This is a genomic window from Deltaproteobacteria bacterium, assembly GCA_020848745.1.
GTDB lineage: Bacteria > Desulfobacterota > Binatia > UTPRO1 > UTPRO1 > UTPRO1.
Window position 1 is genome coordinate 73,052 of the sequence record JADLHM010000070.1, and the last position, 19,144, is coordinate 92,195.

The 19,144-nt window shown below is 74.5% G+C and carries 9 protein-coding genes; 7 read left to right on the forward strand and 2 right to left on the reverse strand.

Annotated elements, in window-relative coordinates; translation table 11 throughout:
- The first annotated feature begins 37 nt into the window (after window positions 1-37).
- The 7 genes from IT293_10830 (at window position 38) to IT293_10860 (ending at window position 12,699) form a co-directional block, all read left to right on the forward strand.
- A complete protein-coding gene (locus IT293_10830) occupies window positions 38-5,458 on the forward strand; it encodes a PD40 domain-containing protein (GenBank protein MCC6765147.1) in 5,421 nt (1,806 codons plus the stop codon).
- 360 nt (window positions 5,459-5,818) lie between these two features.
- The gene (locus tag IT293_10835) at window positions 5,819-6,952 is read left to right on the forward strand and encodes a B12-binding domain-containing radical SAM protein (protein ID MCC6765148.1); all 1,134 of its coding nucleotides are present in this window, start codon (window positions 5,819-5,821) and stop codon (window positions 6,950-6,952) included.
- Window positions 6,953-6,959: 7 nt separating this feature from the next.
- Entirely contained in the window at window positions 6,960-8,222 is a 1,263-nt protein-coding gene (locus IT293_10840; protein ID MCC6765149.1) for a hypothetical protein, read from the forward strand.
- Window positions 8,219-10,594: a hypothetical protein gene (locus IT293_10845; GenBank protein ID MCC6765150.1), complete on the forward strand. Its 2,376-nt coding sequence runs from the start codon at window positions 8,219-8,221 to the stop codon at window positions 10,592-10,594. Before IT293_10840 ends, IT293_10845 begins: the two co-directional genes overlap by 4 nt.
- Complete coding sequence (locus tag IT293_10850) at window positions 10,582-11,373, forward strand: phosphocholine cytidylyltransferase family protein (GenBank protein ID MCC6765151.1); 792 nt, start codon at window positions 10,582-10,584, stop codon at window positions 11,371-11,373. Before IT293_10845 ends, IT293_10850 begins: the two co-directional genes overlap by 13 nt.
- Complete coding sequence (locus IT293_10855) at window positions 11,370-11,966, forward strand: adenylyl-sulfate kinase (GenBank protein ID MCC6765152.1); 597 nt, start codon at window positions 11,370-11,372, stop codon at window positions 11,964-11,966. Before IT293_10850 ends, IT293_10855 begins: the two co-directional genes overlap by 4 nt.
- Window positions 11,956-12,699, forward strand: a complete 744-nt coding sequence (locus tag IT293_10860; protein MCC6765153.1) for a methyltransferase domain-containing protein — start codon at window positions 11,956-11,958, stop codon at window positions 12,697-12,699. Before IT293_10855 ends, IT293_10860 begins: the two co-directional genes overlap by 11 nt.
- 10 nt (window positions 12,700-12,709) lie before the next feature.
- Here the strand turns inward: IT293_10860 and lnt are convergent, their stop codons facing one another.
- Window positions 12,710-14,242 (reverse strand): apolipoprotein N-acyltransferase, encoded by a 1,533-nt coding sequence (gene lnt, locus IT293_10865; GenBank protein MCC6765154.1) that lies wholly within the window; start codon window positions 14,240-14,242, stop codon window positions 12,710-12,712.
- Window positions 14,239-18,915 carry an AAA family ATPase gene (locus IT293_10870; GenBank protein MCC6765155.1) on the reverse strand — a complete coding sequence of 1,559 codons (4,677 nt, stop codon included), beginning with the start codon at window positions 18,913-18,915 and terminating at the stop codon, window positions 14,239-14,241. Before IT293_10870 ends, lnt begins: the two co-directional genes overlap by 4 nt.
- Window positions 18,916-19,144 lie beyond the last annotated feature (229 nt).

Here is a 19,144-nt window from a genome sequence, read left to right on the forward strand (position 1 = left end):
GTTCCGGACGCACACTCCACCCGTGAGGAGACCGATCGTGCGCCTGTTTCCGTTTCGCGTCCTCGCAGTCGTCGCCCTCGGCGCGGCCGCGCTCCGACCCGATGCCGCGCGCGCCGGCTGCGACTTGATCCCGCAGGCGCAGCCGGTCTTCCGCGGCGCGCTCGGCACGCTCGACCGGCCCTATGCCGGGCCGGGAGACTTCGTCGAGCTGCACGTGCGGCCGGGCGTTTGCGACCAGGCGTCGGCGGGTCTGCCCCAGAGCGTCGACGACCTCGTGGTCACCCTGGTGTTCGAGCCGCTCTCGGGTCCGAAGCGCGTCGTCGTGCTGACGACGGACGCGTGCGACGCTCCCGGCGTCGCGGCGCGGCTCGGGACCTGCGACGCGGCGCCCGGCGTCGCGAGCGTCGCCTGCGTGCAGATGAACGCCGCGGGCCCGACCGACATGGCGATCGTCGAGCGCGACGGCATCCCGCGGTTGCGGTTCCGCTTCCCGAACACCGACCTCTTCCTCGACGGCAGCCCCGACGACCGGACGCTCGCCGGCCCCGCGACGATCGCGGTGAGCCCGAAGAGCGCCTCGACGTTCCCCTGCGGCCTCGCTGCCACCACGTGCGAGGCGGACGCGGCGAGCCTCGGCCTCGTCGCCTGCGTCGACGATCTCTACGCGCGCGACGGCACCTGCGCGCCGAACCTCGATCCGACCTTCGCCAACTTCACGGCTCTGCCGCCGCCGAGCGACTACCAGGCGGCCTGCTACACCGAGTCGCCGCCCTGCACGGCGTTCGCGGAGGAGGCCCGCCTCACCGTCGACCGCGGCGGCAACCTGCTCGTGCCGGTGTACTGGCAGGGCGTCCTCGTGAAGGACGGCGACCAGCCGGTGCCGCGCCTGCTGCGGGCGACGATCGAGCCGCCCGTGGCGGTCACGATCCCGAGCGACGTCTTCGTGAGCTCGCTCACGACCGAGGGCCAGCGCCTGCCGCCGATCTTCGAGCCCGAGACCGATCCGTCGGCCGGGGCGACCGCCGCGCTCGCGTTCTTCGGCTCCGTCGACGTGCGCCAGACGGTGCTGCGCATCGCTCAGAGGCGCGGCGTCTGTCAGGGCGGCACCGAGGCCGGCCACGACTGCAACAGCGTCCTCGACTGCAACGGCTCGACGTGCGCCGACGCCTGCGTCGGCGGCGCCGCCGACGGCCTCACCTGCGCCGCCGACGGCGACTGTCCGGGCGGCCGCTGCGGCTCGCTCTTCGACGCGAGCGCGTTCGCGGCCCTCGCCAACGACGGCGGCGCGGTGATCCTGCCGCGCTCGGCGCCGAACGGCATCGAGGGCGTCTGCGAGCAACCCGATCACGCGGTCTGCGCGAGCGACGCAGAGTGTCCCGCGAGCGGCGATGCGTGCGTGCTCTACGCGCTCGAGGCGCAGAACGCGGTCTCGCTCGACAGCCTCGAGTCGAAGACCGACGAGATGCTCGTCCTGACCGGCTCCGAGAGCGTCGACGGCGTCGACCGCAACGGCGACACCGACGCGCTCGACTTCGTCGTGACGCTGCGTGATCGCGCGAACGGGGCGATCTACACGCTCGGCGCGCCGTCCGGGTTCGCGCCCGACGGCGCCCCGCTCGCGACCTGCGGCATCGCCGCGCCGCCGCCCGAGAGCCGGGCCGTCTTCACCCTGCCGCAGCAGGGGTTCGAGCTGCCGGCGATCGCGTTCGAGAGCGACGTGGCGGCCTTTCTCGAGAACGAAGCGGCGGAGAACCAGTGTGACGAGAACGGCGACGGTGACCGCGCCGACGCGATCCTGCGGGTCTTCTCGCTCTCGCTCGGCGAGCTCACGGCCGGCGTCTCGCCGCCGCGCGCCGTCGATCCGGGGCCGCTCGTCGACGGCCAGCCGATCGCGATCTCGAACGGCCGGGTCTTCTTCCGCACCTCGGAAGCCGCCTCGGGGGCGCGCGTCACGGTGCGCGTGAGCCTCGCCGGCGATGGCCAGGAGAGCGAAGACGCGTCGCAACCGGATGCCGACATCTCGCGCGACGGCGCCCTCGTCGCGTTCGTCAACGACGGTCCGATCGGCGGCACCGCGAACGACGAGAACGGCACGCCGGACGTCTTCGTCCGCGACCGTGCCGCGGGTGCGACCGAGCTCGTGAGCCGGCCCGCGAGCGGCGGGCTCTCGAGCGGCTTCGGGGCGGTCGGCAGGGTGTCGATCTCGGGCGACGGCCGCTTCGTCGCCTTCGCGAGCTACAACAACGACCTCGTGCCGGGCGACACCAACGCCTGCCCCGGCGATCAGCTCACCTGCGCCGACGTCTTCGTCGTCGACCGCTGCCGTGTCGACGGCCTGCCGATCGACGGGTGCACGTGGACGATCGAGCGGGTGAGCGTCGGACCGGCCGGCCTCCAGGCGAACGACCACTCGGGCTCCCCCGCGATCTCCGACGACGGCCGCTACGTCGCCTTCACGAGCGCCGCGGACGACCTCGTCGGCGGCGGGGCGGACGGCAATGCCCTCGTCGACGTGTTCGTGCGCGACCGCTGCCTCGCGGGCGGCGCGCTCGTGGACGGCTGCACGCCGACCACCGAGCGGGTGAGCGTCACCGACGACGAGCAGCAGGCGACCGGGCCGCTCGGCTGGCAGCCGCGCGTCGACCTCTCGGCCGACGGCCGCTACGTCGCCTTCGACTTCCGCAGCGACAACCTGCCGTACGGATACAACACCGGCGAGCCGCAGGTGTTCGTGCGCGACCGCCTCGCCGGGACGACCGCGCAGGTGGCGTACACGCAAGCGGCGGAGGCGCCGTCGATCTCCTCCGACGGCCGCTTCGTCGCCTACCAGTACGTCGACTACGGCGGACGCGTGCCGAGCGACGTCGCCGTCGTCGATCGGACGAGCTTCGCGATCGACACGGTGAACCTGCGTCCGGACGGCAGCCTGCCGCCCGAGGAGTCGTCGTACGAGCCGAGCGTCTCCGACGACGGCCGCTTCGTGCTCTTCCGGAGCGACTCGCCGGACCTGATCGGCCCGGGCAACGACAGCAACGGCGAGCCCGATCTCTTCGTGCGCGACCGCACGTTCGCGACGACCGAGCGCGTGACCGTGTCGACGCGAGGCGCGCAGGCGACGGCTCATGGGAGCCTGTGGGGCGCGCTCTCGCCCGACGGGACGCGCGTCCTCATGGTGAGCGGCGCGCCGGATCTCCTCGACGACGGTCAGGACACCAACGGCGTCGCCGACGTCTTCGTGCGCGAGCCGGTCGCCGGCCGGCGGCTCGTGGATCTCTTTCCCGACGGCCGGCTCGACGACTCGGTGCTCGAGGTGCTCGCGGTTCCGGGCCGTGGGCGCGGCGGCGTCGATCCGATCACGACGCTCTGCCCGGCGACCGAGGTCACGAGCACCGCGGGCATGGCGGCGTTCCTCCGTCCGGAGACGGCGACGGGGACGACGCTCTGTCCCGGCGGATCGTTGAACGTCGGCGACACCGACGTCGCGGACGAGGTCGTGCACCTCTGGCCGGGCGACGGCGCTCCGCAGAACCTGGCGCGCGCCGGGACGGCGGTCGCGCTCTCGCCGACGCACGTCGCGGCGATCGTGCCCGAGCCGGGGCAGGGCGACGGCGGGGCCGACTTGAACGGCGACGCGGACGTCGCCGACGGCGTCGTCATGGTCTACTCGATCGCGTCCGGCGCGTGGACGAACGTCGGGCAGGCGGCGAGCCGGATCCGCTTCTGCGGCGCGGTGCTCGCCATGCTGACGCCCGAAGCCGGCCAGAACGCCGATCTCGACGGCGACCTCGACGCGATCGACACCGTGCTCCAGCTCTACGTGCCGGCGACCGGCACGCTGATCAATACCGGGCACCCGGCCGACGAGATCGTCTGCAACGACCGGATCGTCGCGTTCCGCACCTCCGAGATCGCGTACGGCAACCGCGATCTCCAGGGCGGCAACCAGGGCGGCAGCGAGCCGCCGTTCCCGGCGACGAGCGTGATGCACGGCTACGTGATCGGCCGGCCCGAGTGCCTCGCCGCCGCCGCGCCCGCCGATTGCCTCCGCAACAGCCTGCAGTCCGCCATTCCCTGCACCGAGCAGGCGTGCGACCCGCGCGTGCCCTACAAGGTGAAGGACTGTTCCGTGAAGTTCCTCACCAGCGAGTGCGAGCAGCGCGGCAACGTCGGCGGCCTCCGCTGCGAGCTCGACGGCTCCGACCTGAACGGCGACACGCCGCCCGACGCCGACGACATCGTGATCCAGCTCTTCGACGTCTGCACCGGTAAGGTCACCGTGGTCGGGACGTTCGACGGCAGCGATCCCTTCCAGTCCGACGCGAAGGGCGGCGACGGCGAGACGATCTACGTCGCCGCGGGGCGCTGCATCGAGGACCTCGGCATCGGCTGCGAGACGGGCGCCCAGTGCCCCACGGGCGCGTTCTGCGAGGCGCAAACGTGCCAGCGCGACCATCGGCCGTGCGTCGCCGATCTCGACTGCCCGCCGAGCGTGCCCTGCGTCACCGACGAGCGCGGCAAGATCGTGGCCGCGAGCCCCGACACCGACGACGACGGCGTGCCCGATCACCTCGACGACTGCCCGGACGCTTACAATCCCGATCAGCGCGACAGCGACGGCGACCGCGCCGGCGACGCGTGCGATCTCGATTGCCCGCAGTGCCCGCTGCCGACGGCGACGCCGACCGGCGGCGCTGGCGCGACGCCGACGCCGACCTCCACGCCGCCGCCTCCGACGATGACCGTCGGTCCGACCTCCACGATCGACGTCACCCCGACGATCGAGCCGACGCCGAACGCCCTCGATCGCTTCCATTGCTACGGCGTGCGCGCGCCCGGCGGCGCGCCGGGCAAGACGGTCACGCTCGTGGACCGCTTCGGCACGACGCAGGTCGGGGTCGCCGACCCGCGCCGCGTCTGCAACCCGGCGAACGTCGACGGCAGCGACCCGAGCGCGCCGTCACACCCGGGGCACCTGCTCGGCTATCGCGTGCGGCGGAACGGTCCGATCGTGCCGCTGCCGCGCCGGCAGGAGATCACGAACCAGTTCGGCACCATCACGGTGGATCTCGTGCGGCCGGAGCTCCTGCTCGTGCCGAGCGCGAAGAGCCTGGCGGGCCCGCCGCCGCCGCTGAACCCGGTGACCGTCGACCATTTCCAGTGCTACCGCGTGACGCGCGCCCGCACGCGCGTGAAGGGCCTTGCGGTCGCCGACCAGCTCGGCTCGCTGCACGTCGACGTGAAGCGGCCGCGCCGGCTCTGCGTGCCGGTCGACAAGAACGGCGAGACGCCGGGCGCCGAGCAGCACCCGGCCCTGCTCGCGTGCTACGACTCGCGGGTCGCGAACGACTCCCTGCCGTTCGAGGGGCCGCACGAGCTCTACGTCGCGAACCAGTTCGGGAGCGTGGCCCTCGACCGGCTGCGCCCTGCGGAGCTCTGCGTGCCGTCGACGTTGCCCTGAGGCCGCTTCCGCCGCCCGCGCCGGCCGGGCGCGGCAAGGTGCGCCCGGCGAAAGATATGCGCCGCTCGATCGTCTCCGATCGGGTGTGCCGCGCGCGCGTCGTGGGTTCGCTGGGGCAGGGAGCCCGCGGCCTGCGGACCGGGCGCCGGGGCGACTCCCGACCTGCGCTTCGGGGTCCTCTTTGTCTTCTGGCAGCGTGAGCCGGTCTACGCGCTCGGCCTCGCCGCGCTCTCGGCCTGCGTCCGCGCGGCGTTCCCGGACGTCCGGATCCACTTCCTGCCCCTCTTTCCCCACGACGAGCCGGAGGAGACGCGTCGGTTCGTTGCGGCGCTCCGGCCGCACGTGGTCGCGGCCTCGGCGATGTGGCCGACCTGGCTGCCGCTCGTGCCGCACCTCCGGGCGATGAAGGCGGCGCTCTCCGACGTGCGCGTCGTCGTCGGGGGGTATCAGGGCATCGTCGATCCCGCGGGGACGCTCACCGAACCCGCGGTCGACTTCGTCTGCGTCGGCGACGGTGAGGAGCCGCTCGTGGACTTGATCCGGCGTCTGAGGACGCCGGGTGACGCGCGTCCGGTCGCGGGGCTCTGGGAGAAGCGCGGCGCAGAGATCCTGCGCTCGCCGCCGTATCTCGTGCGCGACCTCGACGCGTTGCCGTTCCCCGACTACGGCATCTTCGAACGCGACGGTACCATCGCCTACCTCAAGCCGAACGCGGTCGAAGCGATGCGGCTCGTGTCGGTGCCGGTCTTGAGCGGGCGCGGCTGTCCCTATCGCTGCGCCTATTGCTCGAACACGACGCTGCTCGACCAGCACGGCGGCAAGGGCGGGATCCTCCGCAAACGGCGGCCGGCGCCGCTCGTGGCGGAGCTCGCGCGGCTGCGCGACCGGTACGGCGTCGACTTCTTCCAATTCTGGGACGAGGAGTTCCTCTACGACGCCGCCTATGCGCGCGACCTCCTCGGCGCGTATCGCCGCGAGGTGGGCCTGCCGTTCTCGCTTTTCGCGCGCCCGGAGACGATGACCGACGAGCTCTGCGCGCTCGCCGCCGCGAGCGGCTGCCACTCGATGTGGTTCGGGGTGGAGAGCGGCTCGGAGCCCTATCGGCGCCGGCGTCTCGATCGCCGCACGTCGAACGCACGCATCCTCGACGCCGCCGCGACCGCGCGCCGGCACGGCATCAAACGCATGATCTTCGCGATGGTCGGGTTGCCCTTCGAGACCGCCGACGACGTGCGCGCGACGGTGGAGCTCTGCCGCGCGCTCGACGCTGAGCTCACCATCGTGAGCCAGTTCCTGCCGTTCCCGGGCACGCCGCTCCACGAGCTCTGCCGGGCGCATGATCTCCTCCTGCCTCCGACCGCGGAGCAGCAGGTCTGGCCGCTCGGGACGCTCAACGTGAAGGAGCACCCCGGCGGCCTCGACCGCGCAACGATGCGCGCGCTCGCCGACGAGATCATGGGAGCGCTCGACGAGTGGAACCGCCGCGACCTCTGAGCGATCGATGCGCGTCGTCGTCGACCGACCCACCGACCACCAGCTCTGGGCGCGCGCCGAGACGATCGCCGGCTTCGTCGAGGGCGTCGTGAGCCTCGCCGGGCTCCGCGCTGCGTGCGGCGGTGTCGAGCTCCCGCTCCGGCCGTGTCTCCATCCGAGCGGTGCCGAGCGCGACGACCTCCACGGGTTCTGGACGGAGGTCGTCTTGCAACGGCATCTCGACGCGATTCGCGACGGCCTCTTGAGCCTCGAGATCTGGCACGGCACGTCGCGCGTGGCAGCCGTGCCCCTCTGGGTGATGCCGGGCGCACGCGAGCTCGCCGGCTCGCATCCGCTCGATCTCGCGGACTACCCGGTGCCGCCTACCCCGGACGCGATCGTGACGAAGGGAATCACGGCCGCGGGCGCACCGCCGCAGACGCTCGTGTTCCCAGGGCTCGGCGCCGTCGGCGGTTCGACGCTTGCCTGCTTGCTCCGCGCGAAGATGCTGCGCGAAGGATGGGCGACGACGGTCTACGACGAGGCGAACGTGCCGGCGCTCTGGCGGCGGGTGCGGGCGCGCGCGACCGCGCCGGGCTTTCGTTGGATCGACGGACACGCGTGCTACGACGCGTTGCCGGTCGTCGCCGGCGACGCCGTCCGCGTGACGCTCCTCCGCGATCCGATCCGGCGGCTGGTCAGCGTCTTCAACTACGGCATCCTCGTCCACCCCGAGCGCTTCGCCGGCGCGTCGTTCGACGATTTCGTCGCGGCGGGGGAGGCGCGGCGTTACGCTCAGGCACGCGCCCTCCTGCGCGTCGCGGGTCGCGACGGGGAGCGCGACGGCATCGGGCTGCACCACGCCGCCGCGCGCGAGCTGGCACACGCGTACGCGCTCGTTGGCATCACCGAGCGCTTCGACGAGACCGTCTTCCTGCTCGCGCGTCTCGCCGGCTACGCGAGCATTCCCATGTGGCACTCGGTGCTCGCGGCGCCGCGGACGGTGGACCCGGACCGGCTGGCGCCGGCGACGCGCCGGCGCCTCGCGCGTGATCTCGCGGTCGATCTCGAGCTCTACGCCGAGGCGCGCGCGCGTTTCCATGAGCGGGTGGTGACGGCGGGCTTCGGGGCGGCGCTCGCGGCCTATCGGGCGGCATCGGCACGGCAACGCCCGCTTCCGGCGGCGACCAAGGCGACCGAGTGCCTGCGCTGGCGGCAGGTGCTCGGCGACCACGGCCGTGGGCCGATCGGCAGCATGGTGCCGGCGCGCGCGGCGCGGGGCGACGCGTGAGCGCCGGGGGGCCGACCAAGGCAGAGGCGCTCGCCTGCGCGGCCGCGCTGCTGCCGTCCGGCACCGTGCCGCCGTTCGTGTACTGGACCGTCGCGGACTGGCGGAGCGAGCGCCGCGCCGTCGTTGCGGCCTGCCTCGCGCGGCTCGGCGGCGTGCGGCTTGCCGTCCGGAGCGCCACCCGCGACGAGGACGCCGCCGACGGCGGCCTCGCCGGGCACTTCCGGAGCGAGCTCGACGTTACGCCGACGCCGGATGCGCTCGCGCGGGCGGTCGACCGGGTGGTCGCGGCGTATCCCGACGACGGCCGGATACACCACGTGCTCGTGCAGGAGATGGTGACGGACGCGCGGCGAAGCGGTGTCGTGGCGACTCGCGATCCCGCGACCGGCGCGCCCTACGATGTCGTCGAGCTCGCTGAGGGCCCGGCGACCGACCTCGTGACGAGCGGACGCGCGGCGACGACGCGGGTCGCGGTGCTCCACGGCGCCGAGCCGCGCGCGGTCGCGGCCACCGGGTGCGCGGCGATCGTCGCCGCGGCACGCGCCGCGGCGCGCGCCGTGTTCGGCGATCGCGGCGCTGAGGTCGAACTCGCCGAGCGCACCGGCGGCGCCGTCGCGGTGCTGCAGGTGCGGCCGCTGCCGTTCCGGATTGCGGCGCGCGCCGCCCGCGACCGCCACGTGGCGCGCGGGATCGCGCATCTCGCCGCGACGGTCGAGCTTCTGGGCCGGCCGCGGGCCGGGCTCGCCGGAGCATCGACCGTGCTCGGCGTCATGCCGGACTGGAATCCGGCGGAGCTGATCGGCGTCCACCCGATGCCGCTCGCGGCCGGGATCTTCCGCGCGCTCGTCACCGACCGTACGTGGCAGCAAGCGCGCGCCGCGCTCGGCTACCAGTCGGTGCCGCGCACGCCGCTCGTGCGGATGCTCGCGGGCCGGCCGTACGTCGACGTGCGGGCGTCCTTCAACTCGTTCCTGCCGGCCGGGCTCCCGTTCGCCACGCGCGCGGCGCTCGTCGATGCCTGGCTCGCGCGCCTGCGCGCCGCACCCGAGCTGCACGATCGCGTCGAGCTCGAGATCGCGGTGACGGTCCGGGACTTCGCGGCCGGCGCGGCCCGTGGGGTGCTGCGCGCCGACGCCGCGCGCGAGTGGCGGCGCGCGCTCGCCGCGCTCACGGCGCGCGCCGTCGATCCGGGCCCGCGCGGCTCGCTCGCGACCGCGCTTCGCCACGACGCCGGCGCGTCCGTGTCGCGCGCCTCCACCCGTCCGCGCGGACTCCGCGTCTGTCTCACCGCGCTCGGCGAGTGCCGGATCACGGGCGCGCGCCCGTTCGCGGTCGTCGCACGGCACGCCTTCATGGCGGAGCGGCTCCTGCGCTCGCTCGTCGAGCGCGGCGCGCTCGCGCCGGAGCGCCTCGACGCGTTTCGCCGTTCGCTTACGACCGTCGCGGGACGCTTCGCCGCCGACTGGTCGCGCGCTGCGCGCGGCACGCTCGCGCCCGGGCGCTTCGTCGCGCGCTGGGGTCATCTCCGGCCGGGGGCGTTCGACGTGACCTCGTTGCCGTACGGGCTCCGCGGGCGCGATCTCTGGACGGCCGCGCCTGAGGCACGGCCGCCGCGCGTGGCCTTCGTCGCTCGTGCCGCCGAGCGGGCGGCGATCGACCGCCTCTTGCGCGAGGTCGGCATCGGCGGCGACGCCGCCGCGCTCCTCGCCTGGGCGGCAGCCGCGATCGTCGGCCGCGAGGAGGCGAAGCTCCGCTTCACGCGCCGGCTCTCGGCGATCCTCGAGGACCTCGCGGCGTGGGGACGAGCGTGCGGCCTCGCGCGCGAGGAGATCGCGCTGCTCTCCCTTCGCGACCTGCGTCATGCTGCCGCGGCGGCGCGCGGCGACGGTGGGTGGCTGCGGGCGCGGATCGATGCCGCGAGTGCACGCCGCGAGTGCGAGCGCACGCTTCGCCTGGGGCCGCTCGTGCGCGACGCTGCTGACCTCGTGGTCGTCGTCGAGGCAGCGGTGCTGCCGACCTTCGTCAGCGAGCGCACGGTCGTGGCCGCGCCGGTGGCGCTCGACGGACGCGGGCTCGATCGCCATGGTCTGCGCGGACGGCTCGTCTGCGCCGAGCGCGCCGATCCCGGATTCGACTGGATCTTCGGCTGCGGCATCGTTGGGCTGGTCACCCGCTTCGGAGGCGGCAACTCACACATGGCGGTGCGCTGCCGCGAGCTCGACGTGCCGGCGGCGCTCGGCGTCGGGGCGCCGGTCTTCGAGCGCGTGATCGCGGCCGCGACCGTGGAGCTGCGCTGCAGCGAAGGCGTGCTCCGGGTCGTCGGCGCACCGGCCGAGGACGCTCCGGCCCCGGTGACGTGGTGCGAGCTCTGATCCTCGCCGCCGGCCGCGGCGAGCGGCTGCGGCCGTTGACCGACGATCGGCCGAAATGCCTGGTGCGTCTCGCCGGGAAGCCGCTCCTCGCATGGCAGACGGCGGCGCTTCGCGCCGCCGGCGTCGAGCGCGTGGCCGTCGTCGGCGGATGGCGTGCCGATCGCCTCCGGCGGCGCGGGCTCGTGCGCTTCGTGAACTGCGCGTGGCGGCGGACGGCGATGGTCGCCTCGCTCCTCGCGGCGCGCCGCTGGCTCGCGGCCGGGCCGTGCATCGTCGTCTACGGCGACGTCGTCTGCCACCCGATGGTGCTCCGTGCGCTCGCCGGCGCAACGGCGGACGTCGCGATTACGTACGATACGGCATGGCGAGCGCTCTGGCGCGCCCGCTTCGCGCGTCCCGAGGACGACGCCGAGTCGCTGCGCGTCGTCGCCGGCCGCGTGCGGGCGATCGGAGCGCGGATCGGCGACGTCGCCGAGTGCGACGGGCAGTTCATGGGGTTGCTCCGGCTGACGCCGCGCGGGCTCGGGCGCATCGCGGCGTTGGTCGCCCGTCTCGGCGCGGAGCGGGCGGATCGGCTCGAGACGACTGCGCTACTCGCGTCGCTCGTCGCGCGCGGCGTGGCGGTCGAGGCGATCCCCGTGCGCGGCCGGTGGTGCGAGGTGGACCGTGTCACCGACCTCGGCCTCTACGAGCGCCGGATTGCGACCGGGCGGGCGTGGCGTCACGACTGGCGGCCGGCGCCGTCGCGCCGCTCGGGTCGCGCGGGGCGCCCGGCGTGACCCGGATCGGCGCGCGGAGCGGGCGGCGGGACGCCCCCGGCACGACGACGGTGCGCGGCCGGCGCGCGGCGCATGGTTGGCGTGCTGCGCCCCCCCGCGGCGGGCGGATCGTCTGGATCACCGGGCTCGCCGGGAGCGGCAAGACGATGGTCGCGACCGCCGTCGTCCGCGGCCTCGGCCGCGCGCGCATCGCAGCCGTGCTCCTCGACGGCGACGCGCTCCGCCGCTCGATTGCGACCGACCTCGGCTACGACCTTGCCGACCGGCGGCGCGCGGCGGAACGGTACGCGCGCCTCGCGCGGCTCCTCGCCGCACAAGGCCTCACGGTCGTCGTCGCGACGATCTCCATGTTCGAGAGCGTCCGTCGCGCCAACCGGCGGCGTGCGCCGCACTACTTCGAGGTCTACCTGCGGCTCGCGGCGGGATGCGCGCCGCGCGTCCGGGGCCGCGGCGGCGCGACGCCGGTCGTGGGCCGCGAGCTGCCATTCGAGGCGCCGGTCCGTCCCGACCTCGTCGTCGACGGGCCCCTCACGCGCGCCCGCGCTGCGTCCGTCGGGGCGTGTATCGTTCGGAGCCTCGTGCATGGCACTTGAGTGGGACTACGCGAGCGTTGCCGCCGACTACGATGCGCGGCCGCCGTACGTCGCCGCGGCGCTCGCGGCCTGCTTCGACGACCTGCCGTTCGGATCGCACGCCTGTGACGTCGGTGCGGGGACCGGTCGTCTCGCGGCGGCGCTCGCCGCGCGCGGTTTCGCCGTCGCCGCCGTCGAGCCGAGCCCGGCGATGCGGGCGCGCGGCGTCGCGAACACCGCGGGGCTGTCGCGGGTCGCGTGGCTCGCCGGACGCGCCGAAGCGCTGCCGCTCCCGTCGGCCTGCCGCTCGCTCGTGACCTTCGGCGCGTCGTTCAACGTGGTGGAGCCGGACGCGGCGCTCGCCGAGGCCGCGCGCGTGCTCGTCCCGGGCGGGCGCCTGGCCTGCCTCTGGAACCACCGCGTCCTCGACGATCCCGTGCAGCGCCGCATCGAGGAGCGCATCCGTGGGCTTGTTCCCGGGTATCGCTACGGTTCTCGGCGCGATCCTCAGGACGACGTGCTGCGGGCGAGTGGTCGCTTCGCGCGCGTACGCGCACTCGAGGCAGCGTGCGTCCATCGCGTGCCCGTCGCCGTATGGATGACGGCGTGGCGCTCGCATCTCACGCTCCGTCGTCAGGCCGGCGCGCACTTCGACGCGGTCCTCGAGGCGATCGCCGCCGTCGTCGCTGCGGAGGTGGAGGACGAGATCGCGGTGCCCTACGTTACCCGCTGCTGGCTCGCGGAGCGGCGGTGAGAAATGCGGGCTAGCGCCCGCGGCGAACGTGCGCGAGCGCGCAGCCGAGTAGGGCGACGAGCGCGCAGGCGACCCCGAACGCATCGCCCGCTCGGGCGTAGAGCGAGGGCGCGGTCGTCGGGACGATCGTCGCCCGCAGCGTCGCGCGCGCGCGCGCGTCGGTGTGCGCGACGACGCGGCCCCAGGGATCGACGACGCCCGACGGTCCCGAGTCCGACACCCGGACGAGGAAGCGCCGTTGCTCGACCGCCCGCATCGCGGCGATGTCGAACTGCTGCCACGCGAAGCCGGCGTTCGGCACCCAGCTGTCGTTCGACGGGCTCGCGAGGTAGGTCGCGCCGGCGGCGACGCGGGCGGCGGCGACGTGCGGCAGGAAGGCCTCGTTGCAGACGAGCAGCCCGGCGGCGCCGGCGCGCGTCGGGAGCGGCGGCGTCGGCGCGCCCGGCGTGAACTCGCGGACGCGGCCGAAGTGCCGGCGCGCGAAGTCGAAGCGCAGCGGGAGGTACTCCATGAACGGCAGGAGCCACTCCTTGTCGTAGCGCGCATCGAGCGCGCCGTCGGGCCCGATTCTGTAGACGCTGTTGGCGTAGGGCGGTCCACCCGCCGGCGTGCCGGCGCGCGGCGCGCCGAAGACGAGCTCCACGTCGCGGCCGGCGAGCAGCGCGACGAGCGCGCGGCGGTGCGTGTCCTCGTGCTCGATGAAGGACGTGAGGGCGGCTTCGGGCCAGAACACGATCGCCGGCGCGTCGGCGGCGAGAAGCTCGCGCGTGAGGTGCTGGTAGGCCTCGAGCGTGCGCGCCGGGCCCTCGGCGCTCCAGCGGACGGCGGCGCCGAGGTTGCCCTGGACGATCGCGATCGGCGTCGACGCGGCGTCGGGCGGCACGCTCCCCACCGCGAGGGCGCCCCAGGCGACGGCGCCCGCGACGACCGCGCCCGCGGCGAGCGCGCCGCGCCGGGAGCGCCGCTCGCCGCGCTCCGCGACGAGCTCGGCGAGCGCGGCGTTCGCGGTCGCGACGAGGAACGACACGCCGTACACGCCGGCGACGGCGGCGATCTGCACGACCGGCAGCAGACCCGCCTGCGAATAGCCGAGCGTCGCCCACGGCGAGTTGCCGACGTAGCCGAGCGCGCCGTTCAAGAGCCGTCCGCGCGCGAGCTCGGCCGCGGCCCATGCGGCGCCGGCGAGGAGCGGGGTCGCGGCGCCGAGGCGCGCGAGCGGGCCGTACGCGAGGGCGAACGCGGCGTAGTAGGGCGTCGCCATGCCGACCGTCACGACGAGGAAGATCGCGACGCCGACGAGGAGCGGCTGATCGAAGTAGCTCGCGACCGCCGGCGCCATCCACGTCCCGACGCTCCAGCCCGAGACCAGCGTCCAGAGCGCGCCAAGCCCGAGCCGGCGCCGCCAGGAGGCGTGCCGGAGCGCCGCGAGGAAGGGCACGAGCGCGATCCACGCGAGCGCGCGCAGGCGGAGCGGCGGGAACGCCAGCGCGTAGAGCACTCCCGAGACGACCGTCGCGGCGAGCGACGGCGCGAGCCGCGTCACTCGCGCTCCAGCCGCGCGAGGTCGTTCCGGAGGCCGAGGGCCTCGAACGTCGCGCGCGCCCGCTCGCGGCAGCCGCCGGCGTCGAGATCGCGGAAGCGGGCGCCCCCGCCCGCGAGCAGGCGCGCGACGTCGGCCCAGGCGCGCGCGGTCTCGGGCCGGGCGCCGAGCGCCTCGCCGCACGCGATCGCGCGCTCGAAGGCGCGGAGCGCCCGCCGCCGACGGCCGAAGAGCGCCTGCGCGCGCGCCGCGAGCCGCAGCAGCTCGGTGCGACGGAACCCGACGCGGGCCGCGCTCCGGAGCGCGGGGCCCGTGTCCTTGCGGGCGCGGCGGCGCCAGCGGGCCGCGCCCTGGCGGTCGCCGGCGCGCGCCGCCGCCTCGAGGCGCGCGAGGTCCAGGAGCAGCCGCGAGCGGTGGTAGGCGCTGCCGTGGAAGGGCGGCACGGGCGAGAGGCGGGTCACGATCTCGGCGGCGTGGCCGATCGTCGCCTCGGCGACGTCGAGCTCGCCGAGCGCGGTTTCCGCCTTGGCGCGCGCGCCGAGCGCCAGGATGTGCAGCAGGTCCTCGGGGTTCTCGTCGTAGTACGCGTTCGCGGCCTCGACGCCCTTCGTCCAGTCCGACTCCTCGAGCGGCAGCAGCGAGTGCAGGTAGTAGAAGTTCGTCTTCGCGAGGTCGTACTGGAAGAGGTCCCAGATGCGGTCGATCTCGGCGATGCAGGCGTGGGCGCCGGCGAGGTCGCCCTGCTGGATGCGCTTCTCGCCGAGGAGGCCGAGGTAGGTCGTCGGGCCCCAGAGCTGGCCGTTGCGCACGCTCTCCGCGATGCGCTCCGGATCGATCTCGTGCTCCGGCGACCAGTCCCCCTGCAGCGCGCGGAACGCGACGTGCATGGCGCGCTCGTAGATCCATTCGTCGACGTCCTCGGGCGGCACGAGCGCGTGGGCGCGCTCGGAGAGGCGGCGCGCGACGTCGAAGGAGATGCCGCCGAACGCGAAGAGCGCGGCGGCGCCGGCGTAGAACTTTCCCGCTCCCGGCACCGTTCGCGGATCGATGCGCTGGAAGAAGGCGAGGGTGTCCATGCTGTCGAAGAGGTGGCGGGTCGGCTGCGTCGTGACGGTGGCCTCGGCGCGCGCGTAGCGGAGGTCCATGATCTCGCGCTGGCGCGCCGTCGCCGGCGGGAGGCGGCCGCCGAAGCTCGGCCCGTAGAGGCGCGCCAGCACCGCGACGAGGTTGCGCGCGAAGTCGATCCCGAGCCGCCACGAGCCTTCGGCGACCCGGTCCCCGAGGAGGCGAAGCGCCACGTTGAAGTGCTCGATCGCCTCGAGGAAGCGGCCCCGGTAGTAGAGCGCCTCGGCGATGTTCCGCTCGAGGAGCGCGCGCTTGACGGGGTCGCCGCCGTCGCGATGGATCTCGAGGTAGAGCTTGGACGCCTCCTCGAAGAAGTGCAGCGCCTCGCTCGGCGCTGCGGCGCGCGCCGCCGCGGCGCCGGCGCGGAAGAGGTGCTCCTCGGCGCGCTCGGGCGCGCCCCCCTTGCCGTAGTGGTACGCGAGCATCCCGGAGTATCCGGGCACGTCCTCCGGGAAGACCCGTTCGAGCGTCTCGGCGACCTTGCGGTGCACCACCTCGCGGCGCGCCAGCAGCAGGCTCTCGTAGGTCACCTCCTGGATCAGCGGGTGCTTGAAGTCGTACTCGGCGTCCCGCAGCGACTCCGACCGCACCAGGAACTCGGCGGCGAGGAGCGCGTCGATGTCGTCGGCGATCGTCGCCACGTTCTCGACGACGCCGCTCAGTACTTCGGTGTGGAAGCTCGCGCCGATGACGGCCGCGGTCTGGAGGAGCTGGCGCTTGGCCGCGTCGAGCGAGTCGACGCGCGCCATCACGACCTCGTGGATGGTGTCGGGGATGGTGACCGAGGCGATCTTGACGGTGGCGCGGAAGCGGCCGTCGACGTGCTCGACGGCGCCCTCGTCGACGAGGCTCCGCACCACCTCCTCGATGAAGAAGGGATTGCCGTGGGCCTTCTCTTCGATGCGCTGGCGGACGTCGCGCGGCAGGTCGCCCTGGCGGAAGAGGTGGTTCAGCATGCTGCGCGCCGCCGAGGCGTCGAGCGGCGCGAGCTCGAGCTCGAAGGTGCGGTCGGCGTGCTCGGCGCGCGCCCGGGCGCGGATGCGCTCGGACGTGCTCGGGTAGCCGGGACGGCAGAGGCCGAGGAAGAGGATCGGCGCTTCGTCGCAGAGCCGTAGCACCGACTCGAGGAGCTCGATCGAGGAGAGATCGGCCCAGTGCAGGTCGTCCATGACGGCGACGAGGGGCCGGTCGCGGCTCGCGGCGCGCAGGAGCTGCGTCACGCTCCGGAGGGTCAGCTTCTCCATCGCGTCGCCGTGGAGGTCGGCGATCCGCGTGCGGCGCGCCTCGTCGAGCGGCAGGGCGAGGAGCGCGGCGAGGAATGGCAGCGCCTCCTCCGCGTCGTCCGGCATCACGCCCGCGACGAGCGCCTCGAGCTTCGCGAGCGCGCTCGCGTCGCCGTCGCTTTCTTCGATCCCGACGAGCGAGCGGCAGAGGTCGACGATCGCGTGGTAGGCGAGGTGGCGGCCGGTCGCGACCGAGCGCCCCTCGCACCAGGTGACGCCCTCGGCCTCGGGGCTGGTCGCGACCTCGCGGAGCAGGCGCGACTTCCCGAGCCCGGCGACCGCGACGATCGTGCCGATGCCGCCGTGGCCGGTGGCGAGACGCGCCACCGCGTCGCGCAACGTCTCGAGCTCGCGCTCGCGGCCGACGAGCGGCGAGAACACGCGCCGCTCGGCGCCGATCCGCGCGCGGTGCAGCCGCTCCTGGTCCGACACGAGCTCGAAGACGCGCAGCGGGGCCCCGCCGCCCTTGCGCGCCGCGGGCGGCAGCTCGTGGTACGCGAAGACGTCGCGCGTCGCCTTCCACATCTCGGCGCCGACGAAGACGCGGCCCGCCGGCGCGAGGTCCTTCAGCTCGTCGGCGATGTTCACGGGATCACCCATGACGGCGAACTCGCGGATCAGCGCACCCGCGACGTCGCCGCCGATGCCGAGCCCGGTGTTGATGCCGATATGGACGTCGAGGTGGGCGTGGCTCCCGAGATTCGGGTCGAGCGCCAGCCGCTCGTTGTAGGCGCGCACCTGGCGGCGCATCTCGATCGCGGCGTTCACGGCCGCGCGCGGCGCGTCCTCGAGCGCCTCGGGGAACCCGAAGAGCGCCATCACGCAGTCGCCGATCAGCTTCTCGACGGTCCCGCCGTGCTTGCGCGCGACCTCGTCGAGGACCTGCAGGCAGCCGACCACGATCGGGAACGCCCGCACGGTGCCGGCGCGCTCGGTGAGGCTCGTGAAGCCGGTGATGTCGGCGAAGAGGACGGTCGCGCGGCGCCGCTCGGTGTCGCCCGGCCGGCGGCTGCCGGCCGTGGCGCGCTCGCGCTCGGCGCGCAGCGCCGGCTCGAAGTAGACGGCGCGGATGAGCCGGCCGGGGTGTCCCTCGCCGTGCGCCAGCACGAGGGCGCGCGAGTCCTCGGAGAGCCGCGCGTCGCCGACCGCGTCGATCAGGCGGACGCTCTCCGCGCGCGAGAGCGGACCGAGGCGGATCTCGTCGACGACCGCCGGTCCGAGGCCGCTCAGCATCGCCGCGACCATCTCGTCGGTCTCCGGACGGGCCGCGACCAGGAACAACACGGGACGCCCCGCGAGACGGTTCGCGATCCGCGGCAGCAGCGAGAGCGACGCGGGGTCGGCGCGGTGCACCTCGTCGAGCAGGACCGCGACCGGCCGGGTGCGACTCCGGCGCTCGAGCGCGATCGCGACGTCGGCCGCGAGCGCGTCGACGGTGCGGGGGGCGCCGGCGAGCGCCTCCTCGCCGGCCAACGCCGCGAGCAGCGAGGCGAGCAGGCGGGCCTCGCCGTGATCGGCGCCGCCGCTGCCTGCCGCGCGGACGCGGTCGACGCGCGCCGCCTGCGGCAGCGTCTGCGCCTCGAGCAGCAGGCGCGACGTGCCGATGCCGTGCTCGCCGATCACGAGCACGGTGCCGCCCGTGCCACCCGCGAGGCGCTCGAGGTGCGCGCCGAGCCGCGCCAGCTCGTCGGTGCGGCCGACGAGCGGCGCGTGCGAGCCCGTCGTCGCGCGGGTGCGCGCGCGCGCGCCGACGAGCTCGAAGATCGGCACCTCGGCCTGCTTGCCCTTGAGCGCGAACGTGCCGAGCGGCCGGTACTCGAAGGCGTCGCGGCTCTCGGCCTCGGTCTCGGGGCCGACGTAGACGTGGCCGTACGGCGCCTTCGCCTTCAAGCGCGCCGCGACGTTCACCGCGTCGCCGAGGATGTTGAACTCGCGGGCGACCCGGCCGCGCACGTCGCCGGCGACGAGCTCGCCGGTGTTGATGCCGATCACGAGGCGGAGCGGGACGTCGAGGCTCGTGTTGTAGGCGCGGAGCTCGTCGCGCATCTCGACGGCGGCGGCCGCCGCGGCCGCCGCCGCGTTCGGGATCGGCGCCGGATAGCCGAACATCGCGAGCAGGCAGTCGGACAGGAACTTGTCGACCGCGCCGCCGTGGCGGCGCGCGATCTCGTCGATGATGCGGACCGCGCCGGTGACCGCGAAGTAGGCCCGCTCCGCGCCCATCGTCTCGGCGATGTCGGTGAAGCCGACGACGTCGACGAAGAGCACCGTCGCGCGCGCGAGGCGCGCCGGGGGACGCTCGGTGCTGCCAGCGGGCGGGGCGCCGACGGGAGCGCGGGATGAGGGCTCGTCTGGCACGTAGGCGTTCCGGCGCTAGGAGTCTGCGCCACGGATCGGTTTCGAGCGAGAACCGTGAGCCGCCGCGAGCGCAAGGAGCGCGACCCGACCGCGTATCTGTGCGATACGCCGAGGGTCGCGCGACGCCGTCGATCGCGGA

Bases quoted from the DNA above. Each gene is read 5' to 3' on its own strand.
- IT293_10835 (MCC6765148.1), top strand. From the start codon at position 5,819: ATGTGGCCGACCTGGCTGCCGCTCGTGCCGCACCTCCGGGCGATGAAG.
- IT293_10860 (MCC6765153.1), top strand. From the start codon at position 11,956: ATGGCACTTGAGTGGGACTACGCGAGCGTTGCCGCCGACTACGATGCG.
- IT293_10840 (MCC6765149.1), top strand. From the start codon at position 6,960: ATGCGCGTCGTCGTCGACCGACCCACCGACCACCAGCTCTGGGCGCGC.